Genomic DNA, 13,034 nt, shown 5'->3' on the forward strand with positions numbered 1-13,034 from the left:
GGACTCTAGTGTGGTTGCCGACGTCGGGGACGTGTGAGGGCTGCGGGGACCCTGGGGAGAGCGCGGAGGACTTGGGACTGTGGGCAAGAGAAGGCGTGCCGCCGAGCGGCCGAAGACCAGACCCGCCGTACTCGGCGGGATGATCGCCGTCGTCGTCGGCGGCGCGGGCTTCGGCCTCTACGCGCTGTTCGGGGGCGGTGCGTCGGCCGACAACCGGACGCTGTCGGACCACAAGGCCGTGAAGACGGGCCCGCCGAGCGCCCTGGAGGTGCAGACGGCCGCCACCCGCTTCCTGACGGCATGGCAGCAGGGGACGCCGAGCGCGGCCGCGGCCGTCACCGACGACGCCCCCGCCGCCACCGCCCTGCTCACCGGCTACGCCGCGGACGCCCATCTGAAGGACGTCACGCTCACCGCGGGACCGCGCGCGGGCACGAAGGTGCCGTTCTCCGTGAAGGCGACCGTCTCCTTCGAGGGCGTCGACAAGCCGCTGGCGTACGACAGTTCGCTGACCGTGGTGCGCCGCGCGTCCGACGGCGTGGCGCTGGTGGACTGGCAGCCGTCCATCGTCCATCCGGACCTGAAGGACGGCGACAAGCTCGTCACCGGCACGGCCGGCACCCCGCCGATCAAGGCGCTGGACCGCGCCGGCGGCGAGCTGACGACCGCCAAGTACCCCTCGCTGGGCACGGTGCTGGACGGTCTGCGCGAGAAGTACGGCAAGCAGGCGGGCGGCAAGGCGGGCGTGGAGCTGCGCGTGGTGCGCGGCGCGGCGTCCGGGAAGGCCGGGCTGTCCGACAAGACGCTGGTGGCGCTCAGCGAGGGCACGCCGGGCACGGTGAAGACCACGCTGAGCCCCGCCCTCCAGGCGGCGGCCGAGAAGCAGGTGGACAAGCAGGAGAAGGCCTCGGTGGTCGCCCTGCGCGCCTCGACCGGTGAGATCCTCGCGGTCGCCAACAGCGGGCACGGCTTCAACACCGCGTTCCAGGGCTCGCTGGCGCCCGGCTCCACCATGAAGATCATCACCTCCTCGCTGCTGATCGAGAAGGGCCTGGCGTCGCCGGACAAGAAGCACCCGTGCCCGAAGACGTTCTCGTACGGCGGCTGGACGTTCCACAACGACGACGACTTCGAGATCAAGGACGGCACCTTCAAGGCGAGCTTCGGCCGCTCCTGCAACACCGCCTTCATCAGTCAGGCGCCCAAGCTGAAGAACGACGACCTGACCAAGCAGGCACAGCAGGTCTTCGGTCTCTCCATGGACAACTGGCAGATCGGTGTGCCGACGCTGGACGGCTCGGTGCCGGTGCAGTCGGCGGCCCCGATGGCGGCCTCGCTGATCGGTCAGGGCGGGGTGCGGATGAACCCGCTGAACATGGCCTCGGTGGCGGCGACCGTGAAGACGGGCACCTTCCACCAGCCGTACCTGGTCGCGCCCTCGGTGGACAACCGCAAGCTGGCCACCGCCTCGCGCACCCTGTCCGCGAAGACGCTGGCCGATCTGCGTGAGCTGATGCAGTTCACCGCGTCCTCCGGCACCGCCGCCGAGGCGATGGCCGGGCTCGGTCCGGACTTCGGCGCGAAGACGGGCTCGGCCGAGGTGGACAACCAGGACAAGCCCAACGGCTGGTTCTCCGCCTACCGGGGCGACCTCGCCTCGGCGGGCGTGGTCCAGGCGGGCGGCCACGGCGGCGACACGGCCGGGCCGATCGTCGCGACCCTGCTGAAGCTCGGCAGCTGACCCGCACAACTCACCTAGGGAACGGGCCCGTTCGCAGATCAGCTGCGGACGGGCTCGGCCGTGTAGGTGCGGCGCAGGAAGCGCATGAGCGCCTTGACGTCGAACTGCACGACCTCCACGCCCTCCGGCGAGTGGAACTCCACGACCGCCTGGACCCGCCCGCACGGCCAGACCCGTACGTCCCCGTCACCGCTCTCGGCGGGGGCCCGGAGCCCTTCCTCCAGGAGCGCGCGAGAGAAGGTCCACTCCTGCGGTCCGGGCAGGCCCACGCTGATCGACCAGGGGTCGGTGTCGGGGTCGTAGGTCAGCATGACGGGTACGGCCGCCGGCTCGTCCTCGTCCGTCTCGTCCGTCACGATGTGGGCGCGTGCGTACTGCTCGACTACAGACATCGGATCGCCCTCTCACGTGGGGTGACATCGCCGGGGCTCTGTCCATCCGCCTCGTCTCTAATGTCCCATATTTTCCGATTTACGCTCCCGGGAAGCCTGGGGCGGGAAACCTGAGACCCCCTCTCTCTTGCAAAGCGTTCGCAACAAGCCTCTAAAATCGTCCTGTGCATGTACCTGACGGATTCATCGACGCCCCGACCTCCGCCGTCACCGGAGTGGTCGCCGCAGGCGCCCTCGCGGTGAGCCTGCGCGGTGCCCGCCGCGAACTGGGCGAGGAGCGCGCCGCACCGCTGGCCGGGCTGGTCGCGGCGTTCATCTTCGCCGTACAGATGCTCAACTTCCCCGTCGCGGCCGGAACAAGCGGCCACCTCCTCGGCGGCGCGCTCGCCGCGATACTCGTCGGCCCCTATACGGCCGTGCTCTGTGTGTCGGTCGTGCTGCTCATGCAGGGCGTGCTGTTCGCGGACGGCGGGCTGACCGCGCTCGGCGTGAACATCACCGACATGGCGATCACGACCACCGTCGTGTCGTACGCCGTCTTCCGCGGGCTGCTCGCGCTGCTGCCGCGCACCCGGCGCTCGGTCACCGCCGCGTCCTTCGTCGCCGCGCTGGTCTCCGTACCGGCCGCCGCCGTGGTCTTCACGCTGATCTACGCGATCGGCGGCACCACGAACGTCTCCCTCGGCAAGGTCGCCACCGCGATGATCGGCGTCCATGTGCTGATCGGCATCGGCGAGGCCGTGATCACCGCGCTCACCGTGGGCGCCGTCGTCGCCGTACGCCCCGACCTGGTCTACGGCGCGCGCGGACTGCGGCAGCGGCTCCAGCTGCGGGTCAACGGCGAGCTGGTGGACGCGCCCGCTCCCACTCCGGTGGCCGCGCGAACCTCCCGGCGCACCCTGTGGATCACCGGCCTGGCCACCTCCCTGGTCCTCGCCGGTTTCGTCAGCTTCTACGCCTCCGCCAACCCCGACGGCCTGGAGAAGGTCGCGCACGACCAGGGCATCGACCAGAAGGCCGAGCGGCACGCCTCCGCCGACTCCCCGCTCGCGGACTACGGCGTCAAGGACGTGTCCGACGCGCGGCTGTCCGGCGGACTCGCGGGCGTGATCGGCGTCGGCGTCACGGTCGTGGCGGGCAGCGCGGTCTTCTGGGCGGTGCGCAGGCGCCGCTCCGTCCCGGCGGAGGCCTGACATGGGCGCCGGACACGCCCACCGCCTCTACCGGCACGGCCACTCCCCCGTGCACGCCCTGCCCCCGCACACCAAGCTCGCCGCCACGCTCGCCTTCGTCGTCGTGGTGGTCGCCACCCCGCGCGAGGCGATGTGGGCGTTCGGGGTGTACGCCGCGCTGCTGGCCTGCGTCGCACACCGCGCGCGCGTGCCCGCCGGGTTCCTGCTGCGGCGGCTGCTCATCGAGGTGCCGTTCGTGGCGTTCGCGGTGCTCATGCCGTTCGTGGCCGAGGGCGCGCGGGTGCACTGGCTCGGCCTCTCGCTGAGCGTGGACGGCCTGTGGGGCGCCTGGAACGTGCTCGCCAAGGGCACCCTCGGCGTCGCCGCCTCCGTCCTCCTCGCGGCCACCACCGACCTGCGCGAGCTGCTGCTCGGCCTCCAGCGGCTCAAGCTGCCCCCGCTGCTCGTCCAGATCGCCTCCTTCATGATCCGCTACGGCGACGTCGTCACCGACGAGATGCGCCGCATGCGCATCGCCCGCGAGTCACGCGGCTTCGAGGCGCGGGGCGTACGGCACTGGGGCGTACTCGCCAAGTCGGCGGGCGCCCTGTTCATCCGCTCCTACGAACGCGGCGAACGCGTCCACCTCGCCATGATGAGCCGCGGCTACTCCGGCACCATGCCGGTCATCGACGAGATCACCGCGTCCCGCACCCAGTGGTCGTACGCCCTGACCCTCCCGGCGACCGCGCTGGTGGTCTGCCTGGTGGGGTGGGCGCTGTGAGGGGTGTGCTGGGATGAACGGTGTGAGTACTGCTTCGCTCGAGGTCTCCGGCCTCGCCTTCGCCTATCCCGACGGCCATCAGGCACTGTTCGGGGTCGACTTCTCGATCGCGCGCGGTGAGCGGGTCGCGCTGCTCGGCCCGAACGGCGCGGGCAAGACGACGCTCGTGCTGCATCTGAACGGCATCCTGGGCGGCGGCACCGGCACGGTGACCGTGGCCGGGCTGCCGGTCGGCAAGCGGCACATGGGCGAGATCCGGCAGCGGGTCGGCATCGTCTTCCAGGACCCCGACGACCAGCTGTTCATGCCGACCGTACGGGAGGACGTGGCCTTCGGACCGGCGGCGGCCGGACTCAAGGGCGCCGCGCTGGAAGAACGGGTGCGCGGCGCGCTGGACCGGGTCGGCATGGCGGACTTCGCGGACCGCCCCCCGCACCACCTCTCGTTCGGCCAGCGGCGCCGGGTGGCGGTCGCGACCGTACTCGCGATGGAGCCGGAGATCCTCGTCCTGGACGAGCCGTCCTCCAACCTGGACCCGGCCTCCCGGCGCGAACTCGCCGACATCCTCCGCTCGTTGGACGTCACCGTCCTCATGGTCACCCACGACCTGCCCTACGCCCTGGAGCTGTGCCCCCGCTCCCTGATCCTCAGCGCCGGCGTGATCGCGGCGGACGGCCCGACCGCCACCCTGCTCGGCGACGACACACTGATGCGGGCACATCGACTGGAGCTGCCGTTCGGGTTCGACCCGGGGGCGGTGCCGACGGGAGCGTGAGCGGGCGGGGCCCCCGGCACCGTTACCCACGGTCACGGACCCTGGGTGGTGTCCGGTGTCGTACCGGGCAGTACCTTGTGCACAATGCACTTGTGTGCCACTGGTTCCGGGGGAGGCAGGCCATGACCGACACCAGCGCTGTCGAGAACCGTCCGACGAAGATCATGTACGTGGCCGAGGCCACCGCCCATGGTGGCCGCGACGGCTATGTGACCAGCCAGGACGGCCAGATCCAACTGAAGGTCGCGATGCCGCCCGCGCTCGGTGGCACCGGCGACGGAACCAACCCGGAGCAGCTGTTCGCGGCGGGCTACAGCTCCTGCTTCCACAACGCCCTGATCATGGTCGGCAACCGTGCGGGCTACGACCTCACCGGCTCCACGGTCGCCGCCAAGGTCGGCATCGGCCCCAACCAGCGGCGCGGCTACGGCCTCGCGGTCGCTCTCAGCGTCTCCCTGCCGATCCTCGACCAGGAGGTCGCGGCCCGGCTGGTGGACGCGGCGCACGAGGTGTGCCCGTACTCGAACGCGACGCGCGGGAACGTAGACGTGTCGATCGTGCTGGGCTGACCTTCGCCTCCCGAATCCGTCGCCCACCGAGGAATCCAAGGCGGCGCCGCCGTGTTTCACTCATGAGCGCAAGCCAGTGAAGGGATCCGGTGGGGAAGTGAACGTGAACGGCACGGTGGCCGAGGGTTTCGAAGCGGTCGAGGAGGCGTTCGCGGCGAACTTCGCGCGGCTCGGGGAGCGCGGCGCGGCCGTCACCGTCTACCGGCACGGCCGGCGGGTCGTCCAGCTGTGGGCGGGCACCCGGGACGTGGACGGGACGGAACCCTGGCAGGAGGAGACGGCGCAGGTCGTCCGCTCCGCGACCAAGGGTGTCGTATCCGCCGCGCTCCTGCTGCTGCACCAGCGCGGCGAACTGGACCTGGACGCGCCGGTGGGCACGTACTGGCCCGAGTACAAGGCGAACGGCAAGGAGCACACCCTCGTACGGCACCTGCTGGCGCACCGCGCGGGCGTGCCCGTACTCGACCGCCCGCTCACCCCCGAACAGGCCGCAGACCCGGACCTGGGCGCGGCGGCCGTGGCCGCACAGGCCCCGGCATGGGAGCCGGGCACCGCGCACGGCTACCACGCGCAGACCTTCAGCTGGCTCACCGGCGAGCTGATCCGGCGGATCACCGGGCGCCCTGCGGGCGAGTGGATCGCGGACGAGATCACCGGACCGGTCGGCGCGGGCCTGTGGCTGGGCCTGCCCGAGCGGGAACAGTCACGGGTAGGCCGAGTCGGCCCGGTGGAGCCGCCACACATCGAGGGCGCCCTGCGCACCCGCCCCAAGAAGGCCGTAGCCGACGCCTACGCCGACCCGGACTCCCTCACCCGCCGCGCCTTCGCCGCGATCACCCCGCTCCCGGACGAGAACGCCCCCGCCTACCGCGCCGCCACCCTGCCCGCCTCCAACGGCATCGCGACGGCGGACGGCCTGGCCCGGGTGTACGCCTCACTGATCGGCGAAGTGGACGGCGGAGTACGCCTGTTCACCCCGTCCACCATGGAACTGGCCCGCACGGAACACTCGTCCGGCCCGGACCGGGTCCTCATGGTGAACACCCGCTTCGGCCTGGGCCCCATGCTCCACGGCCCCGCCTCCCCCCTCCTCTCCCCCGGCTCCTTCGGCCACCCCGGCCGAGGCGGCGCCCTCGGCTTCGCCGACCCGGAGTCGGGCATCGCCTTCGGCTACGTCACCAACGGCTTCCAGCCGGGCGTGACGGCGGACCCGAGGGCACAGGCGCTGGTACGGGCGGTACGGGGAGCGCTGCGCGCCTGAGGCGGGGCACTGCGCGCCGAGCCCCGGGGACGCCGCACCCGCACGCCCCGCGGCAGCTTGATGTACCGCCGCCGACCGGGCCGTAGGACACGGTGACCGAGCCGTACGACACGGCCCGGAGCTGCCGACGGCGAGGACCGAGCAGACGTCGGCCCCGACGCACCGGATGGCCGCAGACGGCGGGGAGGGGACGTGGCGGGGGGTGTCCGCCCGCAGCGGCCGGCGAAAACACGTGGGACCTCTTCAGGACACAGCGCGCCGGACCGAGGACGGACACCCCCCGCCGCGGCCCCGCACCACGACGCACGAGGGCGCGACGGAAGCGACCACCGGCCGAAGGACGGAACAACGCCCCCGCCGCCGGCCGCCCTCACACGTGGATCGGATGCGAGATGCGCCCGGAATCCTCGTCGATCTCCTCGTGCGCCTTGGTCAGCAGGCGCATGGCGAGTTCGTTGAGGGCTCGGGCGCCCGCTATCTCCTCGCCGACCCTCGGCTGATTGTTGTCGACCTGGTGCCGGGTCGCGTGCCCGTGGGCGCGCAGCTCACTGCCGTCGGGCAGGCGCACCATGGCCACCGCGCGCGTGTGCTGTTCGTCCTCCATGAACTCCAGCTCGACGTGCCAGCCCACAGTGGTGTGCATCATGACGACCACCTCCGGAAAATCTCTGCTTCCAGGGTGCGACAGCGCGCGGCGAATCTCATGTCGGAGGCCGCAGGGCGTCCCCGCTCACTCCCCCGCCTTCTCCTTGAAGCTGGCGAAGTAAGCGGCGGCCATGTCCTCGGCCCCATGCCCCTGCGCGGCGGCCCGGGCGAAACGCTCGGCGGTCGCCTCGGCGAGATCGAGCCGTACACCCCCACGCTCGGCCGCCGCCAGGATCAGCCGGGCGTCCTTCTCGGCGGTGGTGACGGCGAAGGAGGCCGGGGTCAGCCTGCCGTCGAGCACGAGCGCGCTCTTGGCCCGCAGGTAGCCCATGTCCAGCGGCCCGCCCTCGATCAGCGAGAAGAAGGACTGCGGGTCGACGCCGAGGGCCTGCGCGAGCGCCAGCACCTCGCCGGTGGCGGCGGTGACGGCGAGGACCCAGTCGTTGGCGACGAGCTTGAGCCGGCTGGCGCTCGCCTCCGCGCCGTCCTCGCCGGTCCACACGGTCCTGGAGCCGACCGCGTCGAAGACCGGCGCGAGCGTGGCCCGGCCCTCCTCGGGCCCGGCCGCGAGGACGGTGAGCGCCCCGGCCTCGGCGGGTTCGCGGGTGCCGAGGACGGGGGCGTCGTAAAAAAGCAGCCCGTGTTCGCGGGCGAACGCGGCGAGTTCACCGGCGAGTTCGGTCCCGGCGGTGGTGCACTGCGCCCACACGGTGCCGGGGCGCAGCGCGGGTACGGCCTCGCGCATGACGTCCAGGACGGTCCCGCCGTCGTACAGCATGGTCAGGACCACATCGGCGCCGTCGACGGCCTCGGCGGGCGCGCCGGTGACCCGTACCCCGTCCGCGGCGAGCGGCTCGGCCTTGGCCCGCGTGCGGTTCCAGGCGCGGACGCCGAGCCCGGCGCGGGCGAGGTTGCGGGCCATGGCGGCGCCCATGATGCCGGTGCCGAGGACGGCGACGGTGGGCTGCGCGGTCGCGGACATACGACGGCTCTCCTTGTTCATCGAGGTCATAGGGGTCTCATCGATCATGCCCCGATGCCCATCCTGCCCGCAGCCACCGCGCAGCCGACCACGACTCAACCGGCCGCGACCGAACCGCCCGCGACTGAACCCCCGTGCCCTCAGCCGGTCTGCCGCTCCTGGTCGAAGAAGGCGACCAGTTCCTCGGCGGTGGGCTTGTGGGCGGCAGCGGCGGCGGCCTCGGCGCTGCGCGGGAACAGCACCCGCTCGTACGCGGCGAGCGCAGCCTCGGGGTCGCCGGGGTGCGCGGCGATGGCCTCGCCGAGATCGGCGCCGTCCTGCATGGCGAGGTTGGCGCCCTCGCCGTTGGGGGCGGTGAGGTGGGCGGCGTCACCGACGAGGGTCACACCGGGGACGCGGTCCCAGCGGTGTCCCCCGGGCAGCGCGTAGTGGGGGCGCAGGACGGGGGCGGTGTCGGACTCGGTGATGAGGGCGGTGTGCTCCGGTGCCCAGCCGTCGAACTCGGCCGCGATCCGCGCGGTGGCCGAGGCGCCGTCGCCGAAGTCGATGCCGGCGAACCAGTCCAGCGACCTGGTGAGCGTCACGTAGGTGTGAACGGTCTCGCCGCTCTCCCGGTGCGCCATGATGCCTTGCCCGTCCCGCTCCGGGTCGAACACGCCGAACGAGCCGCCGCCGACCGTCTTCGCGACGGCGGGGTGCCGGGTCTCGACGTCGTACAGGTAGGTCTCGACGAAGGCTTCGCCGACGTACGCGGGTGTGGCGTCGGACAGCAGCGGCCGTACGCGCGACCAGGCGCCGTCCGCTCCGACGAGGAGGTCCGTCGTGACGGAGGTCCCGCCCTCGAAGCTCACCTCATGACGTCCGCCGCCGAGCGCACGCACCCCGGTGACCTTGTGCCCCCAGCGCACGGTGCCGTCCGGCAGCGCGTCGAGCAACATCCGCCGCAACTCCCCGCGCTGCGCCTCGGGCCGCCCGCCCGTCCCGTCGTCCCCCTTCTCCAGCAGCACCGTCCCGTCCCGCTGGACGAACCGCAGCGCCTGCCGCCCCTCCAGGACGATGGCCCGGAACTCCTCCATCAAGTCGGCAGCCTTAAGCGCCAGTTGCCCGTTGTAATCATGGATGTCGAGCATCCCGCCCTGCAGCCGCGCCGCCGGGGACGACTCCGCCTCGTAGACGACGGACGCTATGCCATGAACGTGCAGAACCCGGGCCAGAGTCAGCCCGCCGAGTCCGGCTCCGATGATCGTGACAGGTGTGGTCATGAGTGGTCTCCTCGCTGATCGCGGTCCCGCCGGACGACCGCCCGCCCGGCTCCCACCCAACGTCCCAACCCCACCCGACAACCCACCGACACCGCCCTGACAGCCCCGACACGGGGCCGACAACACGGCTCACTCCGTGGCCTGCCCAACGGATTCCGTCCCGGACCGGCCCTCCTCCCAGGTGTGCCGTCCACCGTGCCCCGCGAAGAGGCAGCAGCTCTCCTCATGGCCACCGGCGCTCCGCACCGGGCAGTCGGCCAGTACAGCCTGCGTGGCCTCACTACCGGCCCAGCGCAGCCACGACGCGGTCGCGTACGCGGCGTCATCGAGGAAGCCGTAGTGATCGCCGATCCGGTGCTCGGACAGCTGGCACTGCACGGCGCGGTCGACGCATCCGGAGTGCGACCGGTCCCTGGCCTCCCGCAGGATGTCCAGCGGAACGCGCCGCCAATGCGTACAGCGCGTCATGACGCCGTCCCGAGGACGGCCGCCGAGCGCGGTTCCCGGTTCGTGCAACGCGGGCAGCAACAGGGCGGAAAGCCCATGGGGTTGTCAGGAAGCATCCGCTCCTTCTGCTCCCGCACCTCAAGGACCGGGCCCCAGGTCCGGCCGGAGTCGCGAGAGACCCTGAGCGTCATGAGGACGCGCTGCCGAGTAGCGGAGTCCTCCGCCAACCCGCTCTCCGCCGGACGCCCCCGCGCATCACCTCTGGTACTCATGACCGAACTCCTCCTTGGAATAACCGTCGTTCCGGGGTGGCATCCAGGAAATCGGCTGAAGTCGGAGGTGGCCACGGCGTTCATGCGGCACTCTTGTCGCAGATCCGGGCACGCACCGTAACCAGGTGGGACCGGGGAAGGAACGGTCATGGGGCTGGCACGTCGTCGCAAGACCCTGGGCTACAGTCAGGAAAAACTGGCCCAGTTGGTCGGCGTGGACCGCACCACGGTCGGGCGCTGGGAAAGCGGCAGAATCGCTCCGCACCCGACCCAGCGACGAGCGCTGGCCGCCGTGCTCGAGATCAGCCTGGCCGAGTTGGACGCCCTCCTGACACCGCCGCGACCGGTCGACGCAGAGGAGCGGGAGAGGCGATCCGGCGGCCCTCCGGACGCGGGAGACCCCGACGAGATGATCCGCCGCGAATTCCTCCGCCTGCTCACCGTCAGCGGGGCCCTTGCCGCGCTTCCCGCCGAGGAGGCCGAAGCTCTCGCCGAGGGGGTCCGGAGGGGGACTCCCGCCGACTTCGCCCGTATGAACGGCCACCTCTGGCAGGTCTACCAACTGGCCCGCTCCAAGCGCTCCGTGTACCCCGTGGTCCGCGACCAGTTGACCACCCTCACCGAGGCACTGGCCGGGAATCGAGGCAGTACCTCCCCCCTGATGACCGCGGCGGCCGACCTCTTCCAGCTGGCCGGTGAGGTGGCCTTCGACGCCGACCGGTACTCCGACGCCGTCGCCTCGTACGTGCTCGCCGCGACGCTCGGCAAGGACGCGGGAGCGTACGACCTGTGGGCCTGCGCTCTCGTACGGCACGCTTACGTGGAGATGGCGGAGCACCGTTACGCGCAAGCCGCCGAGATGCTCGGCGCCGCCGAAGCGTTGGCCGGGCGGGGTGAGGATGGGCTGTCGACTCGCTACTGGGTCGCCTCGGTACGGGCCGAGGCTTACGCCGGTCTGGGCGAACTGAACGCGTGCGAAAGGGCGTTGGACCGGGCCGAAGAGGTGCGGAACCTGAGCCCGGACGGCAGCAACGGCGGGTGGCTCAGGTTCGACGGATCACGACTGGCCGAGGAACGCGGCGCCCGCTATGTACAGCTCGGACGCCTGGATTTGGCCGAGAACGCTCTGAAGAGGGCTATGGGGCAAGGAACTTTGGCGTCCGGCCTGTCGTACCGGCGGCGGGGCGCAGTGCTGACGAACCTCGCGGCCATCGGCGCGAGACGCGGAGATCCGGAGCAGGTCGTCGCCTACGGCAGCGAGGCCGTCGAGCTGGCTCGCACCTCGTCCTCGGGATACGTCACCCGTAGACTCCGGGGTCTGTACGACGAATTCGGCCCCCTGCGCCAGGATCGCCGCGTGGCAGAGCTGGGGGCAGAGATCGTCGCGCTGAGCACGTCGTCACGAGAGGGGTAACCATGTCGGAGACCGAGGGCGCACGACTGTTCCGGGAAGCCTGGATCGCCGGTGTCCACCGCCACTTCCCCGGTGAGCCCAAGCCCGGCTATGTCGCCCCGTGGGAGGACACCCCGCAGTGGGAGCGGGAGGCGGCGGGGGCGGTCGCCGCGCAGGTGTATCAGCTGATCGGTCTCAGCGAGAGTGCCGCCGCGCGACTGACCCGCGAGCAGAAGGGCCGTTTCGTGGCCGTCTGCTGGACCGCCCAGATGTACCGGCACTTCGTCGACCCCAAGCCCGCCTACGTGGCCGACTGGTCCGAACTCCCCGCCTGGCAGCAGGAGACGGACGCGGACATCTTCGAGGCGATCGAGAAGTCGCTGGGTTGAGCCAGCCGTAGGGCACCGCCGAACAAAGCAAGGCTTCACCCCGCGTGCAACATCAACCCGATCCCCACCACCAACAACCCCGCCGCCGCGATCCGAGGCGCTCCGAACCGTTCCTTGAAGAACACCGCCCCGATGGCCGCGCCGACGATGATCGAGGACTCGCGCAGGGCTGCGACGGGGGCCAGCGGGGCGCGGGTCTGGGCCCACAGGACGAGGGCGTAGGCGGCGACGGAGAGGGCGGCGCCGAGGAGGCCGAGGCGGGCGTACGGGCGGAGTTGGCGCAGCATGCCGCCCCGCACCCGCACATACATGTACGCCGGGATGACCACGCCCTGGAGCGCCATCAGCCAGGCGATGTAGCCGAGCGGGGTGTGCGCCTGGCGGACGCCGAGGCCGTCGAGGACGGTGTACGCGGCGATGGTGAGGCCGGTGGCGACGGCGGCGCCGATGGCCTTCCAGTCGGGGCGCCGTCCGCGCAGTCCCCAGAGGCTGACGCCGGTCAGCCCCACGCACGACACCGCGACCCCGGCCGCCGCCCAGCCGCTCGGCACCTCGTGCGCGAACAGCGCGGCGAAGACGGTGACGACGAGCGGGGCGGTGCCGCGTGCGATGGGGTACGCCTGCCCGAAGTCCCCGAGCCGGAAGGAGGTCATCAGCAGCGCGTAGTAGGCGACGTGCACTCCGGCCGAGATGAGGAGATACGGCCACGAGGGCCCGGCGGGCAATGGTGTGAAGAGGGCCATCAGCAGGCCGATGATCAGCCCGCCCCCGGCGATGAGCGTGAACCCGGTCAGCTTGTCGGTGATCCGGTGCGCGATGGCGTTCCACCCGGCGTGGGTGAACGCGGCGAGCAGGACGGCGCTGGTGACGAGCGGCGTCACCGGTGAGGACCAGTCGTCATACCCGGCACGCTAACGGATCACTGCGTGGCGTGTACACGGGGTTTGGGT

14 protein-coding genes are annotated in these 13,034 nt (G+C 71.6%); 8 read left to right on the top strand and 6 right to left on the bottom strand.

The window, feature by feature from the left end; translation table 11 throughout:
- The first annotated feature begins 79 nt into the window (after positions 1-79).
- Positions 80-1,741: a penicillin-binding transpeptidase domain-containing protein gene (locus AB0E91_RS14850; RefSeq protein ID WP_361780503.1), complete on the top strand. Its 1,662-nt coding sequence runs from the start codon at positions 80-82 to the stop codon at positions 1,739-1,741.
- A 38-nt stretch (positions 1,742-1,779) separates the two neighbouring features.
- Here the strand turns inward: AB0E91_RS14850 and AB0E91_RS14855 are convergent, their stop codons facing one another.
- Positions 1,780-2,133: an SsgA family sporulation/cell division regulator gene (locus tag AB0E91_RS14855; protein WP_361780506.1), complete on the bottom strand. Its 354-nt coding sequence runs from the start codon at positions 2,131-2,133 to the stop codon at positions 1,780-1,782.
- Between the two features lie 164 nt (positions 2,134-2,297).
- On the opposite strand from AB0E91_RS14855, the gene AB0E91_RS14860 reads away from it, so the two are divergent.
- The 5 genes from AB0E91_RS14860 to AB0E91_RS14880 all read left to right on the top strand — a co-directional run bounded on the left by AB0E91_RS14860 (position 2,298) and on the right by AB0E91_RS14880 (position 6,694).
- Entirely contained in the window at positions 2,298-3,326 is a 1,029-nt protein-coding gene (locus tag AB0E91_RS14860) for an energy-coupling factor ABC transporter permease (protein ID WP_361780509.1), read from the top strand.
- A gap of 1 nt (position 3,327) precedes the next feature.
- A complete protein-coding gene (gene cbiQ / locus AB0E91_RS14865) occupies positions 3,328-4,089 on the top strand; it encodes a cobalt ECF transporter T component CbiQ (RefSeq protein WP_361780512.1) in 762 nt (253 codons plus the stop codon).
- 13 nt (positions 4,090-4,102) lie between these two features.
- On the top strand, positions 4,103-4,864 hold the full coding sequence (locus tag AB0E91_RS14870; protein ID WP_361780515.1) for an ABC transporter ATP-binding protein: 762 nt from the start codon (positions 4,103-4,105) through the stop codon (positions 4,862-4,864).
- Between the two features lie 122 nt (positions 4,865-4,986).
- Positions 4,987-5,433 (top strand): organic hydroperoxide resistance protein, encoded by a 447-nt coding sequence (locus tag AB0E91_RS14875; RefSeq protein ID WP_361780518.1) that lies wholly within the window; start codon positions 4,987-4,989, stop codon positions 5,431-5,433.
- 97 nt (positions 5,434-5,530) lie between these two features.
- The gene (locus AB0E91_RS14880) at positions 5,531-6,694 is read left to right on the top strand and encodes a serine hydrolase domain-containing protein (protein WP_361780521.1); all 1,164 of its coding nucleotides are present in this window, start codon (positions 5,531-5,533) and stop codon (positions 6,692-6,694) included.
- A 370-nt stretch (positions 6,695-7,064) separates the two neighbouring features.
- On the opposite strand, the gene AB0E91_RS14885 is transcribed toward AB0E91_RS14880, so the two are convergent.
- The 4 genes from AB0E91_RS14885 to AB0E91_RS14900 form a co-directional block, all read right to left on the bottom strand.
- Complete coding sequence (locus AB0E91_RS14885; protein ID WP_161178637.1) at positions 7,065-7,340, bottom strand: DUF1876 domain-containing protein; 276 nt, start codon at positions 7,338-7,340, stop codon at positions 7,065-7,067.
- A gap of 84 nt (positions 7,341-7,424) precedes the next feature.
- The gene (locus tag AB0E91_RS14890) at positions 7,425-8,342 is read right to left on the bottom strand and encodes an NAD(P)-dependent oxidoreductase (protein ID WP_361781305.1); all 918 of its coding nucleotides are present in this window, start codon (positions 8,340-8,342) and stop codon (positions 7,425-7,427) included.
- A gap of 119 nt (positions 8,343-8,461) precedes the next feature.
- Entirely contained in the window at positions 8,462-9,583 is a 1,122-nt protein-coding gene (locus AB0E91_RS14895; protein ID WP_361780525.1) for an NAD(P)/FAD-dependent oxidoreductase, read from the bottom strand.
- Between the two features lie 129 nt (positions 9,584-9,712).
- A complete protein-coding gene (locus tag AB0E91_RS14900) occupies positions 9,713-10,051 on the bottom strand; it encodes a hypothetical protein (protein ID WP_361780528.1) in 339 nt (112 codons plus the stop codon).
- Between the two features lie 399 nt (positions 10,052-10,450).
- On the opposite strand from AB0E91_RS14900, the gene AB0E91_RS14905 reads away from it, so the two are divergent.
- Together AB0E91_RS14905 and AB0E91_RS14910 are read left to right on the top strand one after the other, a co-directional pair.
- On the top strand, positions 10,451-11,716 hold the full coding sequence (locus tag AB0E91_RS14905; protein ID WP_361780531.1) for a helix-turn-helix transcriptional regulator: 1,266 nt from the start codon (positions 10,451-10,453) through the stop codon (positions 11,714-11,716).
- Positions 11,717-11,718: 2 nt separating this feature from the next.
- Positions 11,719-12,084 (top strand): hypothetical protein, encoded by a 366-nt coding sequence (locus AB0E91_RS14910; RefSeq protein ID WP_361780534.1) that lies wholly within the window; start codon positions 11,719-11,721, stop codon positions 12,082-12,084.
- Between the two features lie 35 nt (positions 12,085-12,119).
- On the opposite strand, the gene AB0E91_RS14915 is transcribed toward AB0E91_RS14910, so the two are convergent.
- Positions 12,120-12,965: an EamA family transporter gene (locus AB0E91_RS14915; protein ID WP_361780537.1), complete on the bottom strand. Its 846-nt coding sequence runs from the start codon at positions 12,963-12,965 to the stop codon at positions 12,120-12,122.
- Positions 12,966-13,034: the final 69 nt, after the last annotated feature.

The organism is Streptomyces sp. NPDC026659 (genome assembly GCF_040638245.1).
Classification (GTDB): Bacteria; Actinomycetota; Actinomycetes; order Streptomycetales; family Streptomycetaceae; genus Streptomyces.

Excerpts from the sequence above, each read along its gene's own strand:
- AB0E91_RS14875 (WP_361780518.1), top strand. The coding sequence starts at position 4,987 with ATGACCGACACCAGCGCTGTCGAGAACCGTCCGACGAAGATCATGTAC.
- AB0E91_RS14870 (WP_361780515.1), top strand. The coding sequence starts at position 4,103 with ATGAACGGTGTGAGTACTGCTTCGCTCGAGGTCTCCGGCCTCGCCTTC.
- AB0E91_RS14905 (WP_361780531.1), top strand. The coding sequence starts at position 10,451 with ATGGGGCTGGCACGTCGTCGCAAGACCCTGGGCTACAGTCAGGAAAAA.
- cbiQ (WP_361780512.1), top strand. The coding sequence starts at position 3,328 with ATGGGCGCCGGACACGCCCACCGCCTCTACCGGCACGGCCACTCCCCC.
- AB0E91_RS14910 (WP_361780534.1), top strand. The coding sequence starts at position 11,719 with ATGTCGGAGACCGAGGGCGCACGACTGTTCCGGGAAGCCTGGATCGCC.
- AB0E91_RS14900 (WP_361780528.1), bottom strand. The coding sequence starts at position 10,051 with ATGACGCGCTGTACGCATTGGCGGCGCGTTCCGCTGGACATCCTGCGG.
- AB0E91_RS14890 (WP_361781305.1), bottom strand. The coding sequence starts at position 8,342 with ATGAACAAGGAGAGCCGTCGTATGTCCGCGACCGCGCAGCCCACCGTC.
- AB0E91_RS14855 (WP_361780506.1), bottom strand. The coding sequence starts at position 2,133 with ATGTCTGTAGTCGAGCAGTACGCACGCGCCCACATCGTGACGGACGAG.
- AB0E91_RS14885 (WP_161178637.1), bottom strand. The coding sequence starts at position 7,340 with ATGATGCACACCACTGTGGGCTGGCACGTCGAGCTGGAGTTCATGGAG.
- AB0E91_RS14895 (WP_361780525.1), bottom strand. The coding sequence starts at position 9,583 with ATGACCACACCTGTCACGATCATCGGAGCCGGACTCGGCGGGCTGACT.